The sequence below is a fragment of the Eubacterium sp. MSJ-33 genome (assembly GCF_022174665.1).
Taxonomy (GTDB): domain Bacteria; phylum Bacillota; class Clostridia; order Lachnospirales; family Lachnospiraceae; genus Coprococcus_C.
In genome coordinates, this window is record NZ_CP076562.1 from 927,475 (window position 1) to 943,698 (window position 16,224).

Below are 16,224 nucleotides of genomic sequence, written 5' to 3' on the forward strand. Positions count from 1 at the left end.
TACAAAATAACCTGAATCGGCAACAAAGAATAAAGGATTGCACGGTCAAAACCAGCGCAATCCTTTCTTTGGGATTCAGATATATGAAGTTGACATTTATTTGTTCAATTCTGTCACAAGCATCGGCAATGCACGTTCAAAGCATACACCATACCAATGTCCGTCGTCTGTTTTTTTAATACTGTCTACCACAAAATCGGCTGCAATCTTCGCAGCTTCAAGGATCGTCTTTCCCTGCATCATCGCGCCTGTAAAAGCTGCCGCATAACAGTCACCGGTTCCATGTGAACTCTTTGGCACCTTCTCTGTGAAATAATATTCTGCTTTTTTCTCTGCGCAGTTATATACGACAACTCCGATTTTATCATTTTCAAAGCTGATACCTTTTAAAACAATCTTTTTGCAGCCAAGTTTCGCAAGAGCCTCTAAAATCATCTGTACATATGCTTCATCCTGTCCCTCTAACCGAAGTTCACTTCCTGTCATGAATGCTGCCTCTGTGATATTGGGCAAAATAATATCTGCACTGCCGCAAAGCTTTGCCATCTGTGCAACAAAAGCTTCATCAAATCCATAATACAGATTTCCGTTATCTGCCATTGCCGGATCCACAATTAACAAGCCATCCTCTTTTACAACCTGATTTTTTAAATCATACACATATTCGATCTGTGTGATACTGCCAAGATATCCGGTATACAAGCAGTCAAACTGAATATTTTCCTTCTTCCAGTGATTCATGATTCCAGGAATATCTTCCGTCAGATCACGGAATGTATATCCGGTAAATCCCCCGGTATGTGTTGATAATACAGCAGAAGGCAGAATAACAGTCTCCACACCACACGCCGAAATAATCGGAAGTGCAACTGTAAGCGAACACTGCCCCATACATGAAATATCCTGAATCGTCAAAACCTTTTTATCTGTCATGTTAAAACACCTCTTTTTTTATTTTCTCTAACGATATAGTTATTTTGACCTTATGTAAATCTCCAATCATAAATTATATGGAAATGTCAGATTTACAAAAATATAAATATAGTTTATACTTTTTAAAAGAAAACATCTGATTCTATATAAAATAACGGCATTTTCATCTAACAATGCCAGAATACAGAAAAAGGAGCTTATCATGTTAACCTATTCTTTCGATAAACGAGGTAGTCAAAGCTTATATGAATACCTTTATAACTGCATGAAAACTGACATTATAAACGGTGTTTTATCCCCAAACGAAAAGCTGCCATCCAAACGTGCATTTGCAAGCAATCACGGTATCAGCATTGTCACTGTTGAAAACACGTATGGGCAGCTTATGGCAGAAGGTTACATCTATTCCAAACCAAAGAGTGGATTCTTTGTTTCTCCAATACAAAGTCAGATTGTTTCTGTAAATAATGAATCTGACCTTATTACAATAGAAAAATCTTCCAGTCATGACAATTCCATCAACCTGATTTCTAATCATACAGCTCCGGAGAATTTTCCTTTTTCTATCTGGGCAAAGCTGACTCGCCAGATTTTAAGTGAGCAAAGTCCGGATCTATTAGTACCCCCACCTGCCGGCGGTGTACCAAAATTACGTACAGCCATTGCCAGACATCTGCACGAATTTCGTGGCATCAACGCATCCCCGGAACAGATCATGATCGGTGCCGGAACAGAATACTTATATGGTATGATTGTACAACTGCTTGGGCGGGACCTTGTCTACGGACTGGAAAATCCGAGTTCCAAGAAGATCCGCAGCATTTACGAAGCGCTCGGCGTGAAGGTTGCACCACTTGAGATGGACGAAGAGGGGATTCAATTAGATGCCCGAAACCTGACAATTCCAGACATCATACAGATATCTCCATCCCACCACTTTCCAACCGGCATTGTGACTTCTGTAAGCCGCCGTTACGGACTTTTGCAATGGGCAAATGAATCAAATTCCCGCTATATTATTGAAGATGATTTTGACAGTGAATTTCGTCTGCAGGGAAAACCGATTCCATCCCTATTCTCAATGGATACTACGGACAAGGTTATTTATTTTAACACCTTTACCAAAAGCCTTGCCTCAACGATTCGTATCAGCTATATGGTTCTTCCCAAGTCCCTGCTGCACCAGTATTACAACAAGCTTGGTTTTTATGCCTGTACGGTATCGAATTTCGAGCAGTATACACTTGCGTCCTTTATCAAAGATCAATATTTTGAGAAACACATCAATCGTATGCGTAACCATTATCGCAGTCTGCGTGACGAACTGATTGCAGGATTTAGGGAAAGTCCACTTGCAGATAGGATTTCAATCAGTCAGGAAAATGCAGGACTGCATTTTCTGCTGCATATTGGCAGTAAAAAAAGTGATCAGGAATTACAAATTCTGGCTCAGGCTCATAATATCACACTCGCATTTGTCTCCGATTATTACAGCTTTGATTTCAAATCCGATATAAGCCGGTACGACCACACTGCGATCATCAATTATTCCGGACTTAACATGGACGATATCCCGGTCGTGATCGAACGGCTCAGCAGTGCCTGGAGCGATTCACTATGATGCCTGCAAAAACATTTCAATTATTTGAAATGTTCCATATACATCCTTAAAAATGTATATTTTCTTCGCAAGCAACAAATGTTATACTTATGTTATCTTTATACACAAACGCAAAGGAGGATATTATGTTCGCTTATAATCTCTGGCAATGGATTGCCTTTTTCATCATCTACTGCCTCATCGGCTGGATCGGTGAAAGCTTATATGTATCATGGGAACACAGGAAATGGGTCAATCGCGGATTCCTACATGGTCCGTTTCTTCCGATTTACGGCTTTGGCGCCGTGATTATTCTGATTTCCACCATTCCTGTCCGCAATAACTACTTTTTAATCTTCCTGTTCGGTATGCTTGGCGCTACCTTGCTTGAGTATTTCACCGGATGGGCGATGGAACAGATTTTCCATGTGAAATACTGGGATTACACCTACGACTTCTGTAACCTGCACGGTTATATCTGTCTCGGATGTTCTCTGACCTGGGGTGTCTGCGCTCTGCTTCTGACCGGACTGGTGCATACCCCGATTGAGAAACTCGTCTTATCCTTGCCGTCCGTCCCGCTGATCGTCGTTGATCTTGTATTTGCTGTTTATTTCATCTGGGATATGATTACGTCTGCACAAGAAGCATTCGATTTAAAGAAAATCATCCTCGAAAACGAAGAAGTCCAGCGTATGCAGAAACGTCTTGACGTGGTACTTGCATTTGCCGAGGATGACAAGGCGAAGTTCCAGGATTATCTGAAAGAAAAAGGATTGGAATTCAACAAGAGTAAGGAAGAACTCACAGCAGAATTTCAGGATCGGCTCCAGTCAGCAAAGGATCGTGTTGAACATCGCTCCCAGAAGATGCGCAAACATGCAACCCGTATCTTAAGCCGTAACCCGGGTTCCGTATCCTTCAAACACAAGATAGAATTTGATTCCATCAAAGAACGCCTGAATGAGTTTAGAAAGAATAATTAGTATTTAAAAATCCAGACATTCCTCTTACGAGGATGTCTGGATAAATTTTACAAACTCAGAACGTGGGATTGGCTTTGAAAAGTAATATCCCTGAATATATTCACACTCTAAATCCGAAAACAGTTTTAACATCTCTGCTGTTTCCACACCTTCTACTACAATCTTCATCTTCATTGCCTTAATCATATTGATTGTGTTCATGAGCACAATCCCAAGCTTTGGATTGTCATATAATTCTGTAAATGTCCGGTCTAATTTAATAATATTGAACGGCAATTTTACGATGCGCTGCATATTCGAATATCCGGTTCCAAAATCGTCCAAAGAAAATTTCATTCCCATATTGGTCAGATCTTCAATATTATCCTCAAGTGCCTGTTGCGAGATGGATGCAGCTGTCTCTGTAATCTCCAGATTCAGTTGTTCCGGTCGAACTCCATAGCGGGTTAAAATGTCCATAATATGATTTGCGAGTTTCGGCTGCATGCACTGTACCACAGACAAATTCACTTCAATGTAAGAAAGTCCCAGTTTCTTATACTCATCACTCGCAATAAATGCACAAACCTGTTCAAGAACAAAATCACCAATCTTATGAATCGCACCACTTTTTTCTGCCACCGGGATAAAAATCTCCGGTGAGATAAAACCATACTTCTCATCCTTCAACCGTATCAACGCTTCTGCAGAATGGAATTTTTTTTCTTCTACAGAATAGATCGGCTGATAATATACTTCGAACCGATTAGCGGACAATGCTGCTTCAATAATCGCATCCATATCATGCATCATACCGTAATGCAATCGTTTCAGCAATTCAGAAGCTGCCATAATATCTCCGGTATATGGAATCTTCTGTAATGTATCACCAAACGCCATCAATGTATCAACATCAGAGATATCCTGTGGACAATCCGCGATACAGACATTCGTAATCATACTGACTGCCATCTGGTTAATGACAAAATTCTCTTTCATAATCCGGTTCATCTCTGACGCTGCATCCCAGACACGCCGGAATCTTTTTTCCTCTACAACAAACCGAAATTTTCCCTGTTCCAGATTATACAGTTCTGCTCGAAGATCCATTTTCTTATCAAGCCGTACCATATACGCTGCAACCTGCTCCATTGCATGCATACATTGTACATAACCAAGCAGTTCCCGTATCGATGCATAATTTGTAATGTTCACCATGATAATACGGATTGGTTTCTTAGTAAAAAACGCCTGCCGCATATCTTCCATATAAGCTGTAACCTTATCTAAACCGGTCACAACTTCCAATCGTTCCTCCGGCCGCTGAATCATAAACGAAAGCACCATCAGGCTAACCGCCATGCAGAACATCTCGATCAATATATCCGGTTTAAAATACTGGATTAAAATTCCAGCTACTACCGCCAGAAACGCAACAGCAATTGAAGCCAAATGCCTACGCCAGAACATCTGTCTGTGCAATACCAGATATACGATACCATAAATCATATAGACCGCCGCACAAACATACAGCAGCTCAAAATACAATCCACGCACATAACTGTACTGCTCATCAATATAGAAAATCCATTTTGTAAATGGACTGGTAATGGTCAGGCTAACAATAACTAATTCGGGAAAAGCGGACAAAAAGATAAACAATCGTTTTGCTTTAAACTGATGCCAAGTATCTGTCATCGCAATAATATATGCCACATAAAAAGGCATTGCCAGACTATGAAACACCAGATATCCCATATGTGCTACATACTTTGAAAATATCTGCGCAGTTCCCAGATTATCCAGATTGACCGCCCAAATATCAAAAAAAATCGTAAGCCACGCAACAACCAGCAGCTCTATAAAACACCGATTTAATTTTCCCTTGACCATACGACGCAGGATTGTCGTTACAAGTAAAATTGTAATAATAATTATTGCGCAGTAATCGAAATTCAGATTCTTAATATGTATAACCCCTTTTCTTTCGCTTCCATACATTTCTTACAAATCCGGATATAAGAAATGAACTATACTCTCTGCATGCATCTCCTGCAAATGATACGGATCCGTTATTTCATCCGTATACCATCGCATGGAAACCGAATCTTCCAGATAAAAATACCCAACTCCGCACTCCGGATATCTGGCATACCAAGCCGGATATTTCCGTTTCATCACCCGCTCTGCAAGCATAACTGCCTGACTTTTCATACCGTCTGCGAGATACGTTCCACAGATGCGCACTCCCGGCGGGCTTGCATGTACAAGCAATACACTTCCATCCATGCATCTCCCTAAACTCATCCAGACATGCCCTTCCATACTGCATATATCACCCGGACGGTAATCATTTCTGATCAGATATCCCCAGCCACGCATAGCACAGGCGCGTGCCATCTTTGACGCACCAACCACGTATCCGGTCTCCCCATTACGGGTATGAAATACATTATACAATAACCATCCGATATATCCGGAACAATCGAGTCCATCATGGTTTTGATATCTTGTCTTATCAAAATCATACAGCTCCGTCTGCCGTGCGGCATATTCTGCCCACTGTTTCGAGACACCAAGTGTGACTGCTTCGATTCCAGCCACTGCATCATCTTCGCTCCAGCCTCCGCCCCAGATATACATCGTCTGTCCGACCGGAAGCAATGACGTCCGAAGCAGCCGTTCCATCGAAAACTCCCTCAGATGTTCCGGTGGCATTCTCTGTAATATAAGATCCGCAAAAAATATAATCAGAAATAGCAGGACACCGGCCGTTATCTGTCTGTTTTGTTTTGATTTTCCCATCATTGTTCTTCCAACATGCTTTGTTTCAACATATGATGGAATACCGGAACAATATAACTCTTTTTTACTTACAAAGGTCTGCTACCACAGCATTAATCACCTTACCGTCTGCCTTACCCTTTAGCTGAGGCATAACCGTCTTCATGATCATACCTTTGTTCTTTGTAGCGATTACCTCTGCACATTTATCTGTCAGGAATGCTCTCACCTCATCCTCGCTCATCAGAGATGGTGCATACTCGTTAATCACATCGTAACGAGCCTGATACTCTGCAAGCAGGTCCGTACGTTCTGCCGGGCATGTATCAATCTGCTCTTTCGCTGTCTTTAACTCCTTTAAGATCACGCGGTCTACCAGTTCTTCCTTGATATCATCGCGGCATCCTTCATCGATGGCAACCTTCTTCACTGCGGAAATCAGAGAAGAAATAGAGTCCTTTCTTGCCTTATCTCTTGCCTTCATAGCGGCAATCATGTCTTTCTGTAATGTTTCTAACTGCATAATTTTATTCCTCCTGTTCAAATTTATATGGGTATGAACACACCATCCCACGGATGCTGTGTCAGGTCGTAATCACCATCCTAAAATGTGACTTCATCACATTGGGCGATTACTCCTCATTCATCTTAGCAAGCTTCGCCGCCTGATCAGCGGCGATACATGCATCGATAATCTCCTGAATATCACCATTCATAATCTTGTCCAATTTGTATAATGTCAGTCCAATCCGGTGATCCGTTACACGTCCCTGTGGGAAGTTATACGTACGGATTTTCTCGGAACGGTCGCCTGTACCAACCTGGCTCTTACGAAGATCCGCTTCCGCATCATGACGCTTCTGCATCTCGATATCTAACAGCTTTGTACGAAGCAGCGCAAACGCCTTTGCCTTATTCTGAAGCTGAGACTTCTCTGTCTGGCTGTAGATTACGATTCCGGTTGGAATATGAGTCAAACGTACCGCAGAATCGGTTGTATTGACACACTGTCCACCGTTACCGGATGCACGCATGACATCAATACGGATATCCTTATCCGGAATATCGATTTCATCCACTTCCTCAGCCTCCGGAAGCACTGCTACACTGGCGGTACTGGTATGGATTCGTCCACCGCTCTCTGTCTCCGGCACACGCTGTACACGATGGACGCCACTCTCATATTTCAATACAGAATACGCACCGTTTCCGGTTACCATCGCTGTTACCGACTTCATGCCTCCGATACCGATCTCCTCTGCTTCCATCAGCTCCACCTTCCAGCGGCGGCTCTCTGCATAATGCACATACATACGATAAAGCTCCGCTGCAAAAAGGGCAGCCTCATCCCCACCGGCACCTGCACGAATTTCTAAGATAACGTTTCTCTCATCGTTCGGATCTTTCGGCAGAAGCAGGATTTTCAGTTCATTCTCACACTTCTCAACCTGCTGCTTTGCAGAAGAAAGCTCCTCCTTAAGCATCTCACGCATCTCTTCATCGCTTTCACCTTCCAGCATAGAAACACTATCTTCTATCGTCTGCTTTGCTTCCTTATATTCCTGATATTTCTCTACGATTGGAGCTAAGTTTGCCTGCTCCTTCATCAGATTCCGGAAACGTTCTGCATTGCTTGCCACATTCGGATCCGAAAGTTCATTTTGAAGCTCATCCAAACGTGCTACCAAATCTTCTAATTTATCAAACATGATTTCATCCTCCAACTATTCTCACTTCCGTCCAATCAATCATGATTGAACCGGTACTTAACTCACATTTATGTAATTCTGAATCTACACAGACGCCGGATAACGTGCCATTACAATTCGGTCCAGCCCCGCATAATCTTTCAGACCCTTTATATCCACATATCCGTTCTCTACAAATAATCCTCGTACAGCTTCCAGTTGATCCTGTCCGATTTCAAACAATACATATCCATCTTCATGAAGGTATTCCCTCGCTTCCCGAATGATCTTATCATAAAAATACAATCCATCTGCCTTCCCGTCAAGTGCCAGATGTGGTTCAAAATCCCGCACTTCTTCCATCAGCTTTGGTATCTCATCTGTCCGGATATACGGCGGGTTCGATATTATCATATCATATTTTTCTTTAATCTGCGCAAATAAATCGGTCTGTATTACCGTACAATCTGCCTGTAACCGCTCCCGGTTTTTCTTCGTAAGAGTGATTGCCGCATCCGAAATATCCGCAAGGTCAACCGATACAGCCGGAACAAGCTTTGCTACACTGATTCCGATACAGCCACTCCCACAACACATATCTAACACACGCAGCTTTCCGTCACCGGTTTGTTTCCGTTTTTTCTCTCTGAGTTTCTCCAGCTTTCCGCATGCCTGTTCCACAAGAAGCTCCGTCTCCGGTCTTGGTATCAATACACCTTCGGCTGTTGCAAACTCAAACCCCATAAACTCCTGTGTTCCAAGAATATACTGACATGGTTTATGTGTCGTACGTTCCATAACATATGCGCGGAATTTCTGCTCTTGCTCCTCCGTTGCCTCATCTGTCATATGCAAAATCAGCATAGAATATGTACATTTCATCACGTCCATCGCCAAAAGCCGAATATCACTGTCCGCATCCGGTATATCTGCCTGTCTCAGATTTTCCAGCCCTTCCTTCATCAATGCCTGCCACGTCATAGCTTTCCTCATTTCTCACACTTTGCCTGTTCGTCCAAATAAGCTCGCCAATCCAAAACAGCTTCCACAGACGCAATTGCAACCTCCACCATATCCTCTGTCGGCTCCTTTGTCGTCAGTCTCTGAATCAGAAGACCCGGCTTACTAAGCAGATTTGCAATCCTTGATTCACTATTTCCTGCAAAACGGATAAATTCATACGAAATTCCTGCAATCACCGGAACTAGCAGAACACGAAGCAAAAGCCGCAGCCACATCGTATCTACCGTAATACACATAAAAACCAAAATACTTACAATCATCACAATAAACAAAAAACTTGTTCCACACCGCTTATGAAACCGGGATGCCTGCATGACATTCTCAACTGTCAACTCATGTCCATGCTCCAGGCAGTTGATTGTCTTATGTTCTGCACCATGATACATATATGTCCGCTTGATATCTTCCATCCGTGATATTGCAATCACATAGCCCAGGAAAATCACAAGACGTATCACACCCTCAATAAGTCCGATAACAATATGATTTTTTATCATATCATCCAGTAAAGACGCAATCCACGCCGGCAGCAGCATAAAAAGTCCAATGGCAATCACAATCGAAAATGCAACTGTACCTGCCATCTCTGCCTTTTCTGTTTTTTCAATCTGTTCTTTTGTCTTTTCTTTTGTCTTTTTTTTCTCTTTCTTCGGTGTTTCCTCTTCTTCATCCTCAAAGAACTGTGCCGAATACATCAATGTTTTTACACCGATAGCAAGTGACTGCACAAAACTGAACACACCACGTACAATCGGACAATTACAGATAGCCGGTCTTTCTTCCGTACCTGCACACTGATTTACTTTCACTTCAATTTCATGATCCGGTTTTCGGACAGCTACTGCGTACCGGTTGTCATTCCGCATCATGACACCTTCCATAACTGCCTGTCCGCCAATATTTATTCTGCTCATACTTCACCTTTTTATACATATGAAAAGAGGCCTGCTACATATTGTAACAAGCCTTTCCATGTCATTTCCGTATTATGCCTGAACACCGTACTTACGATTGAACTTATCAATTCTACCACGAGCCTGTGCAGCCTTCTGCTGACCTGTGTAGAATGAATGGCACTTTGAACAAATTTCAACGTGAATATCTTCCTTTGTTGAACCTGTTACGAACTCGTTACCACAGTTGCAAACAACCTTTGCCTGATAGTACGCTGGATGGATTCCTTCTTTCATTTCTTTCACCTCTTAACTTATACTTGCTACCATGTGCTAGACATAGCAGACTGTTCATTACATAACATACGGATTTTATCATACCATATCAAGAATTTCAAGCATTTTTTGATATTTTATAATTATTTTTACCGTACATTATTCTTATCCCTACGATCTTCTGCTATATGGTAAAATCTTCTTCACCATCTCGATAAATTCATGGTTATTCTTGGTTCTTGCAAATAATTTCAATATCTCATCCGTGAACTCTTCCGCTTTTGAAGAAGTCAGCGCCTTATGAATCAGATTCACAGCTTCCTGTTCCTCCGGTGTCAGAAGCAGATCATCTCTTCTTGTACCTGATTTTGCAATATCAATTGCCGGGAAGATACGTTTTTCAGAAAGCTTCCGGTCAAGCACCAGTTCCATATTACCGGTACCCTTGAACTCCTCGAATACAACATCGTCCATACGGCTTCCGGTCTCTACCAATGCCGTTGCAAGAATCGTCAGGCTTCCACCTTCGCGCATATTACGCGCTGCACCGAAGAACCGTTTCGGCATATGCAGAGCTGCCGGATCCAGACCACCGGATAAAGTTCTTCCACTTGGCGGAACTGTCAGGTTGTAGGCTCTTGCAAGACGTGTGATACTGTCAAGCAGAATCACAACATCCTTTCCATGCTCTACCAGACGTTTTGCTCGCTCGATTACCATCTCCGATACACGCTTATGATGATCCGGAAGTTCATCAAACGTCGAATAGATAACCTCCACATTCTCACCTTCGATTGACTCACGTATATCTGTCACTTCCTCCGGACGCTCATCAATCAAAAGCACAATCAAATGCATATCCCGATTTCTTGTACTAATACTCTTTGCTATCGCTTTTAATAAGGTTGTCTTACCTGCCTTTGGTGGTGATACGATCATACCTCTCTGTCCTTTACCGATTGGTGAGAGTAAATCCACTATACGGATTGCAACCGGTGCTCCTGTTTCATCCAGTGAAATTCTCTGATTTGGAAAGATCGGTGTCAATTCTTCAAACGGCTTACGTTTCGCTGCAACCGATGGGAGCATACCATTCACATGGCGGATAAACAAAAGTGCCGAGAACTTCTCTCCCTGTGTCTTATTCCGAACCGGCCCTCCGATCACATCGCCCTTCTTCAGACAGAACTTGCGAATCTGTACCGGTGACACATAGATATCACGATCTCCCGGCAGATAATTTGCACTTCGAATAAATCCATACCCTTCTGCCATAACCTCAAGAATACCATTGGCTTCTGATCCACTATCCAGCTTCGGATTATATTCCTGCCCATCAAACACCTGAATCTCCGCTTCTGTCTCGCCTTCCTCCGGCTCGATATTCCGCAATTCCTGATAATTCTCTGCTGGATTTTTCATCCGGTTTGCCTGCCTTGTATCCGGGCGAACCTTTGCCATCTCCTGTGTTTTCCGTTCTGCCGTCTTTTTTTGTTCTGCCTCTTTTTTCTTTGCTGCCATCATCTTCTCCATGTTCTCAAGAAGCTCGGCAAGCTCCGCTTTTTTGAGTGTTGAAATATTTCGGATTCCCTTTTCCTTCGCATATTCCCGCAACTCAGCTAAAGACATTTTTCTAAATTCCATGCGTGTCTCCTTTTTCATATACTAATTACCAATATAACATCCATACTTATGAATTCAATTCTCTAGTTCTGGGGCATCTCACTGAAAAATGAAGTGATAGTTACTACCTTTAAGAAAGATTAAGCATATCTTAGCACACTTAACGTAACTCGTAAACCTTTATTTTTGCTTTTTTTCTTGATTTTTGCTTTCCCGTATCGTAAAGTAAGGAAGGACACATGAGGAGGATTTTATAATGGAAGGATTATTGCTTTATAAATTGATGATTTTATATATGTTAGACCGCACAGATTACACAATGACGAATTCTTTGATTTCTGATTTCATCGTTGGAAAAGAATATACCAGTGTTTTCAATCTTCACGAATCATTAAGTGAATTAATCAATGATGATTTTATTTCCACAGACACAATCCGTGACACGATTCATTACAAAATCACAAGTACTGGTGAAGAAGCACTCTCCTACTTTGAAAACCGTCTTCCTTACGCGATCAAAGAAGACATATTAGAGTATTTAAAAGCAGAACGTATCAACGTAAAAAAAGAGTCCGAGATTTATGCGGACTACTTTAATAATGATTCAAACTGGTACACCGTACAATGTATCATCAAGGACCGTAAAGAAACCCTGATGGATTTGAAATTTGATGTTCCAACAAAATCACAAGCCGAAACTATCTGCAACAACTGGCGTAGCAAAAGTTCCGGCATTTATGAATATTTGATTAATCAACTATGGATGTCTGAATAGAATCCTCAATAAGATTCCATATTTCCTCTTTTCCCTGTTTTGATACAGCGGAGAAGGGGATTATTTTTGTCTCTTTTCCACATCCAAGCGTCTCCCGAATCACTTTTATGTTCTTGTCTTTTTGACTCCGCTTGATCTTGTCGAGCTTCGTCGCGATAATAACCGGTTCATATCCGTTTGCCACAATCCAGTTATACATCGTTACATCATTTTCTCCCGGCGCATGCCTGATATCAATCAAAAGCAGCACTGCCTTTAACTGTGTTGACGCATGCAGATACCGTTCGATCATCCTGCCCCATTTGTTACGGATTTCCTGCGATACTTTCGCATAACCATACCCCGGCAGATCTACAAAGTATAAATCTTTATTGATATTGTAGAAATTAATCGTCTGTGTCTTTCCGGGCGATGCCGAAGTCCTCGCCAGTGATTTCCGGTTTAATAAACCATTGATCAGCGAAGACTTTCCAACATTTGATTTGCCCGCAAAAGCAATCTCCGGGAATGTATTCTCCGGCAATTTACTCGTAATGCCGCATACTGTTTCTAATTCTGCTGATTTAATAACCATTACGCAATTGAATCCTCTTGCTTTATCCGCTTACGAGAAGCGTTTTTCTTTGTTCTCGGTTCATCCGAACGCTCAATGACCGGACCCGCAATGCCATCCACCATATCTTTTGTAATACGACAGCTCACTACAGTATCATCGGAAGGAATCTCATACATCTGTTCCATAATTGTCTTCTCAATGATTGCACGTAATCCTCTTGCACCCGTCTTTCTTGTCATTGCTTCCTTCGCAATCTCACGAAGTGCTTCCTCATCAAAGATCAGTTCCACACCATCTAATTCAAACAATTTCTTGTACTGCTTACAGATAGAACTCTTCGGCTCTGACAAAATCCGTACCAATGCATCCTCATCCAATAAATCTAACGTCACACTTACCGGTACACGTCCGATAAACTCCGGAATCAGACCATATTTTACAAAATCCTCCGGCAATACCTGCTTTAAGATTTCACCAACCTTCTTGTCGGAAGATCGATCTGCGATTTCCGCATTAAATCCGATGGATTTCTTACCGATACGATTGTCGATAATCTTCTCCATACCTTCAAACGCACCACCACAGATAAAGAGAATATTCGTTGTATCAATCTGAATAAACTCCTGCTGCGGATGCTTTCTTCCACCCTGTGGCGGAACAGAAGCAACTGTACCCTCGATGATCTTCAAAAGTGCCTGCTGTACACCTTCTCCTGATACATCTCGTGTAATAGATACATTTTCTGACTTCTTCGTAATCTTATCAATCTCGTCTATATAGATAATACCGTGCTGTGCACGCTCAATATCATAATCAGCCGCCTGAATCAGCTTCAATAAGATATTCTCTACATCTTCGCCGACATAACCAGCCTCCGTCAACGCAGTCGCATCTGCGATTGCAAAAGGTACATTCAAAAGCTTTGCCAGTGTCTGCGCCAGATATGTCTTACCGGAACCCGTAGGTCCAATCATGATAATATTACTCTTCTGAAGCTCGACATCGAAATCCTTCTCTGCCAGTATACGCTTATAATGATTGTACACTGCTACAGAAAGAACCTTCTTTGCCTGTTCCTGTCCAATGACATAATCATCCAGGAATTCTTTGATTTCCTTCGGTTTCAAGAGATTGATCTCAGAATCGGAAGGTTCATTATCAAATTCATCCTGTATGATCTCAGAACAAATCTCAATACACTCATCACAGATATATACATTTGGTCCCGCAATCAGCTTACGAACCTGCTCCTGTGACTTGTTACAGAACGAACATCTTACTTTTTTCTTATCGTCTGAACGATTTGCCATTCTAATTATCTCCTAACTCATGCGAAGCTTTTTGATTAAACTTCCTTACAATTCTCGCCAAGGAACTCAAGCGCTTTTCTCGAAGCGATATCTTTCTTGATATTCTCTAACTCCGGAGCACCGATCATATCCTTTAATTCCTCTGGCTTCATCTGATACTGTGCAGCCATATCCTGAATCTCTGCATCTACATCGTCATCACTTGCTACGATATTCTCAGCGGCTGCAACTGCCTCAAGCACAAGGCTTGTCTTGATTCTTGCGATTGCATCCGGTTTTACACGCTCTAAGAACTCTTCCTTTGTTGTTCCCATAAGCTGGAGATACTGCTCCATCTGAAGTCCCTGATACATCATTCTCTGAGACATCTCATTGACGATTCTTTCCTGATTATACTTAATCATTGCTTCCGGAATCTCAACCTCTGCCGCCTCAGCAATCTTCTCAACTACCTTAGACTGCTTCTCACGCTTTGCCTGTTCTTCCTTCTTTACTTCCAATGTTTTCTTCTTGTCTTCCTTGTACTCAGCAAAAGTCTCGAAAGAAGAAACATCACTTGCAAACTCATCATCCAGTTCAGGAAGCTCTAATGCAGAAATTGCAAGAAGCTCTACCTTAAATACGGCTGGCTTGCCCTTCAGATCATCTACATGGTACTCTTCCGGGAATGTTACATTTACGTCAAACTTATCGCCAATATTCTTGCCAACGATCTGATCCTCGAATGTATCGATGAATGAGTGTGAACCAAGTGTAAGCTTGTAGTTCTCGCCCTTTCCACCTTCAAATGCAACATCGTCTACAAAGCCTTCGAAGTTGATTGTAACTTCATCGTCCATCTGTGCTGCTCTGTCTGTTACATCGATCTTTCTTCCGTTTTCTTTCTGATCCTTCAGAATCTCTGCCATAACATCTTCATCTGTTACAGTTGTATCAATCTTCTCAATCTCTACGCCCTTATAGTCACCGATTTTGATCTCCGGCTTAACAGCAACAGTTGCAGTAAAGATGAAATCCTTACCTTTCTCGATCTGTGTTACATCAATCTCCGGATTCGATGTAATCTCTTCCTCGCAGTTTTCGAGTTCCTTTGGATAATACTCATTTATAAGCTGATTTGCAGCATCTTCATAAAAGATAGCAGCACCGTACATTTTCTCGATAAATGCCTGTGGTACTTTTCCCTTACGGAATCCAGGAACAGAGAATTTACTCTTCTGCTTGTTGTATGCAGAAGTAATTGCCTTTGTAAACTCCTCGGCTGGTACTGTAATTGTTAATTTTGCCATGCTTCCGTCTAATTTTTCTACTGCTAAACTCATTTGTTTTTTTCCTCCTTAACTTGCAACGCCTACGTTCCATTGTAAGCACTATTCTCTGCATTATAACATAAGATTTTTTGCAAGTCTATATTTTTGCTCAAAAAAAGAGCTTGTTTCTATATCTTATGCAATAATGTTTTCCATTATCACTGATATAGAAACAAACTCCCTTACATGGTCTTACTTAAACAGCTTGACAAAAAGGTAAGATTACTTACCAGACATCTGCTGCTCCTGCTTTTTAATCATCTGTCTTACCATCTCGCCACCGATAGAACCGCTCTCACGGGAAGTAAGATCTCCGTTGTAACCCTGCTTCAGGTTTACACCAAGCTCATTTGCCACTTCCATCTTGAACTTGTTCATAGCTTCCTTAGCCTCTGGTACGCTTGTTGTGTTGTTTGAGTTCTTCATAATTATCTACCTCCATACTTTTGAATTAAGACATGTTTGTCTTACTCTTATTATGTTCGGTA

The 16,224-nt window shown here is 41.8% G+C and carries 16 protein-coding genes; 3 read left to right on the plus strand and 13 right to left on the minus strand.

Annotation, left to right across the window (positions count from 1 at the left end):
* Window positions 1–96 precede the first annotated feature (96 nt).
* Window positions 97–933 carry a pyridoxamine kinase gene (locus tag KP625_RS04305; protein ID WP_238299533.1) on the minus strand — a complete coding sequence of 279 codons (837 nt, stop codon included), beginning with the start codon at window positions 931–933 and terminating at the stop codon, window positions 97–99.
* Between the two features lie 265 nt (window positions 934–1,198).
* On the opposite strand from KP625_RS04305, the gene pdxR reads away from it, so the two are divergent.
* Window positions 1,199–2,554 carry a MocR-like pyridoxine biosynthesis transcription factor PdxR gene (gene pdxR / locus KP625_RS04310; RefSeq protein ID WP_370641412.1) on the plus strand — a complete coding sequence of 452 codons (1,356 nt, stop codon included), beginning with the start codon at window positions 1,199–1,201 and terminating at the stop codon, window positions 2,552–2,554.
* 125 nt (window positions 2,555–2,679) lie between these two features.
* The gene (locus KP625_RS04315; protein ID WP_238299535.1) at window positions 2,680–3,519 is read left to right on the plus strand and encodes a putative ABC transporter permease; all 840 of its coding nucleotides are present in this window, start codon (window positions 2,680–2,682) and stop codon (window positions 3,517–3,519) included.
* A gap of 24 nt (window positions 3,520–3,543) precedes the next feature.
* Here the strand turns inward: KP625_RS04315 and KP625_RS04320 are convergent, their stop codons facing one another.
* The 8 genes from KP625_RS04320 to rho all read right to left on the minus strand — a co-directional run bounded on the left by KP625_RS04320 (window position 3,544) and on the right by rho (window position 11,806).
* Window positions 3,544–5,499 carry an EAL domain-containing protein gene (locus tag KP625_RS04320; RefSeq protein WP_238299536.1) on the minus strand — a complete coding sequence of 652 codons (1,956 nt, stop codon included), beginning with the start codon at window positions 5,497–5,499 and terminating at the stop codon, window positions 3,544–3,546.
* A gap of 3 nt (window positions 5,500–5,502) precedes the next feature.
* Window positions 5,503–6,303 carry a hypothetical protein gene (locus KP625_RS04325; RefSeq protein WP_238299537.1) on the minus strand — a complete coding sequence of 267 codons (801 nt, stop codon included), beginning with the start codon at window positions 6,301–6,303 and terminating at the stop codon, window positions 5,503–5,505.
* Between the two features lie 64 nt (window positions 6,304–6,367).
* Window positions 6,368–6,805, minus strand: coding sequence for a GatB/YqeY domain-containing protein (locus tag KP625_RS04330; RefSeq protein WP_238299538.1), 438 nt, complete (start codon window positions 6,803–6,805; stop codon window positions 6,368–6,370).
* 109 nt (window positions 6,806–6,914) lie between these two features.
* The gene (gene prfA / locus KP625_RS04335; RefSeq protein ID WP_238299539.1) at window positions 6,915–7,991 is read right to left on the minus strand and encodes a peptide chain release factor 1; all 1,077 of its coding nucleotides are present in this window, start codon (window positions 7,989–7,991) and stop codon (window positions 6,915–6,917) included.
* Window positions 7,992–8,075: 84 nt separating this feature from the next.
* The gene (gene prmC, locus KP625_RS04340) at window positions 8,076–8,951 is read right to left on the minus strand and encodes a peptide chain release factor N(5)-glutamine methyltransferase (protein ID WP_238299540.1); all 876 of its coding nucleotides are present in this window, start codon (window positions 8,949–8,951) and stop codon (window positions 8,076–8,078) included.
* 8 nt (window positions 8,952–8,959) lie between these two features.
* The gene (locus KP625_RS04345; protein ID WP_238299541.1) at window positions 8,960–9,907 is read right to left on the minus strand and encodes a DUF1385 domain-containing protein; all 948 of its coding nucleotides are present in this window, start codon (window positions 9,905–9,907) and stop codon (window positions 8,960–8,962) included.
* Between the two features lie 72 nt (window positions 9,908–9,979).
* A complete protein-coding gene (rpmE, locus tag KP625_RS04350) occupies window positions 9,980–10,183 on the minus strand; it encodes a 50S ribosomal protein L31 (protein WP_177986900.1) in 204 nt (67 codons plus the stop codon).
* Between the two features lie 150 nt (window positions 10,184–10,333).
* Window positions 10,334–11,806 (minus strand): transcription termination factor Rho, encoded by a 1,473-nt coding sequence (gene rho, locus KP625_RS04355; protein ID WP_238299542.1) that lies wholly within the window; start codon window positions 11,804–11,806, stop codon window positions 10,334–10,336.
* Between the two features lie 235 nt (window positions 11,807–12,041).
* On the opposite strand from rho, the gene KP625_RS04360 reads away from it, so the two are divergent.
* Complete coding sequence (locus tag KP625_RS04360; RefSeq protein WP_238299543.1) at window positions 12,042–12,560, plus strand: DUF4364 family protein; 519 nt, start codon at window positions 12,042–12,044, stop codon at window positions 12,558–12,560.
* Here the strand turns inward: KP625_RS04360 and yihA are convergent.
* From yihA to KP625_RS04380, 4 genes are all read right to left on the minus strand, one after another.
* On the minus strand, window positions 12,535–13,134 hold the full coding sequence (yihA, locus tag KP625_RS04365) for a ribosome biogenesis GTP-binding protein YihA/YsxC (RefSeq protein WP_238299544.1): 600 nt from the start codon (window positions 13,132–13,134) through the stop codon (window positions 12,535–12,537). The two genes, KP625_RS04360 and yihA, sit on opposite strands and share 26 nt — an antisense overlap.
* Window positions 13,134–14,426: an ATP-dependent Clp protease ATP-binding subunit ClpX gene (gene clpX, locus KP625_RS04370; protein ID WP_238299545.1), complete on the minus strand. Its 1,293-nt coding sequence runs from the start codon at window positions 14,424–14,426 to the stop codon at window positions 13,134–13,136. Before clpX ends, yihA begins: the two co-directional genes overlap by 1 nt.
* A 35-nt stretch (window positions 14,427–14,461) precedes the next feature.
* The gene (tig, locus tag KP625_RS04375; RefSeq protein ID WP_238299546.1) at window positions 14,462–15,748 is read right to left on the minus strand and encodes a trigger factor; all 1,287 of its coding nucleotides are present in this window, start codon (window positions 15,746–15,748) and stop codon (window positions 14,462–14,464) included.
* Between the two features lie 210 nt (window positions 15,749–15,958).
* Window positions 15,959–16,162, minus strand: coding sequence for an alpha/beta-type small acid-soluble spore protein (locus KP625_RS04380; RefSeq protein WP_117780736.1), 204 nt, complete (start codon window positions 16,160–16,162; stop codon window positions 15,959–15,961).
* Between the last annotated feature and the right edge of the window lie 62 nt (window positions 16,163–16,224).

Excerpts from the sequence above, each read along its gene's own strand:
- KP625_RS04305 (WP_238299533.1), bottom strand. The coding sequence starts at position 933 with ATGACAGATAAAAAGGTTTTGACGATTCAGGATATTTCATGTATGGGG.
- pdxR (WP_370641412.1), top strand. The coding sequence starts at position 1,199 with ATGAAAACTGACATTATAAACGGTGTTTTATCCCCAAACGAAAAGCTG.
- KP625_RS04315 (WP_238299535.1), top strand. The coding sequence starts at position 2,680 with ATGTTCGCTTATAATCTCTGGCAATGGATTGCCTTTTTCATCATCTAC.
- KP625_RS04320 (WP_238299536.1), bottom strand. The coding sequence starts at position 5,499 with ATGTATGGAAGCGAAAGAAAAGGGGTTATACATATTAAGAATCTGAAT.
- KP625_RS04325 (WP_238299537.1), bottom strand. The coding sequence starts at position 6,303 with ATGGGAAAATCAAAACAAAACAGACAGATAACGGCCGGTGTCCTGCTA.
- KP625_RS04330 (WP_238299538.1), bottom strand. The coding sequence starts at position 6,805 with ATGCAGTTAGAAACATTACAGAAAGACATGATTGCCGCTATGAAGGCA.
- prfA (WP_238299539.1), bottom strand. The coding sequence starts at position 7,991 with ATGTTTGATAAATTAGAAGATTTGGTAGCACGTTTGGATGAGCTTCAA.
- prmC (WP_238299540.1), bottom strand. The coding sequence starts at position 8,951 with ATGACGTGGCAGGCATTGATGAAGGAAGGGCTGGAAAATCTGAGACAG.
- KP625_RS04345 (WP_238299541.1), bottom strand. The coding sequence starts at position 9,907 with ATGAGCAGAATAAATATTGGCGGACAGGCAGTTATGGAAGGTGTCATG.
- rpmE (WP_177986900.1), bottom strand. The coding sequence starts at position 10,183 with ATGAAAGAAGGAATCCATCCAGCGTACTATCAGGCAAAGGTTGTTTGC.
- rho (WP_238299542.1), bottom strand. The coding sequence starts at position 11,806 with ATGGAATTTAGAAAAATGTCTTTAGCTGAGTTGCGGGAATATGCGAAG.
- KP625_RS04360 (WP_238299543.1), top strand. The coding sequence starts at position 12,042 with ATGGAAGGATTATTGCTTTATAAATTGATGATTTTATATATGTTAGAC.
- yihA (WP_238299544.1), bottom strand. The coding sequence starts at position 13,134 with ATGGTTATTAAATCAGCAGAATTAGAAACAGTATGCGGCATTACGAGT.
- clpX (WP_238299545.1), bottom strand. The coding sequence starts at position 14,426 with ATGGCAAATCGTTCAGACGATAAGAAAAAAGTAAGATGTTCGTTCTGT.
- tig (WP_238299546.1), bottom strand. The coding sequence starts at position 15,748 with ATGAGTTTAGCAGTAGAAAAATTAGACGGAAGCATGGCAAAATTAACA.
- KP625_RS04380 (WP_117780736.1), bottom strand. The coding sequence starts at position 16,162 with ATGAAGAACTCAAACAACACAACAAGCGTACCAGAGGCTAAGGAAGCT.